The organism is Imhoffiella purpurea (genome assembly GCF_000585215.1).
Classification (GTDB): domain Bacteria; phylum Pseudomonadota; class Gammaproteobacteria; order Chromatiales; family Chromatiaceae; genus Imhoffiella; species Imhoffiella purpurea.
Genome location: NZ_AONC01000147.1, coordinates 1 through 758, shown reverse-complemented (window position 1 = coordinate 758; position 758 = coordinate 1). Strand labels below are relative to the sequence as shown.

1 protein-coding gene is annotated in these 758 nt (G+C 62.9%); it reads left to right on the top strand.

What is annotated here, in order from left to right; all coding sequences use genetic code 11:
* Positions 1-125: 125 nt before the first annotated feature.
* On the top strand, positions 126-758 hold a 633-nt coding region (locus tag D779_RS20805), incomplete at its 3' end, for a LysE family transporter (RefSeq protein WP_094300820.1).

Below are 758 nucleotides of genomic sequence, written 5' to 3'. Positions count from 1 at the left end.
GGAGTCATGAGTAGCCAGCTTCGTGAGACGAAAACCGGGTGCCGTAAGTGTCTGAGCGGGCACGCGGACTCGACTTATGGGTAAAGCTATGGTCTCAACTGACGATCGAATTGGATTTGGTGTCTATGGATTCGACATGGCCGCACTATCTCGCCACGGGTATCCTGCTCGGGATCTCCGCCGGTTTGGCCCCGGGACCTTTGCTGGCGCTCGTGATCTCGGAAACGCTGAGGCATGACGCGAGGGCGGGCGTCAGGGTGGCCTTCGCCCCGCTCCTGACCGACCTTCCCGTCATCCTTGTCACCTGGGTCATTCTGTCGCGGCTGGCGGGGCTCGATGCCGTTCTCGGGCTCATTTCGCTGGCCGGAGGCGCCTTCGTCTTTTCGATGGGGTATGAGAGCCTTCGGGTCAGAGGGCTCGAGGTGCGGTCGCTGGCGATCCCATCCAGATCGCTGACCAAGGGGGTGCTGGCCAACGTGCTCAGTCCCCATCCCTATCTGTTCTGGTTCAGCGTCGGCGGGCCGATCATCCGCGAGGCCGCGGACTCGAACCCCGTGTCTCCCTGGCTGTTTCTGCTGTCCTTCTATCTGCTGCTGATCGGGTCCAAGGTATTGCTGGCGGTCTTGGCCGGCCGGTCGAGGTCCTATCTGAGCGGGAGCCTCTATCGGGGCATCATGCGTCTGCTCGGCCTCTTGCTGATGGTGTTGGCCGGGGCTCTGGTGTATGACGGATTGCGGCGGTTGGGGCTGGGCGGGGGG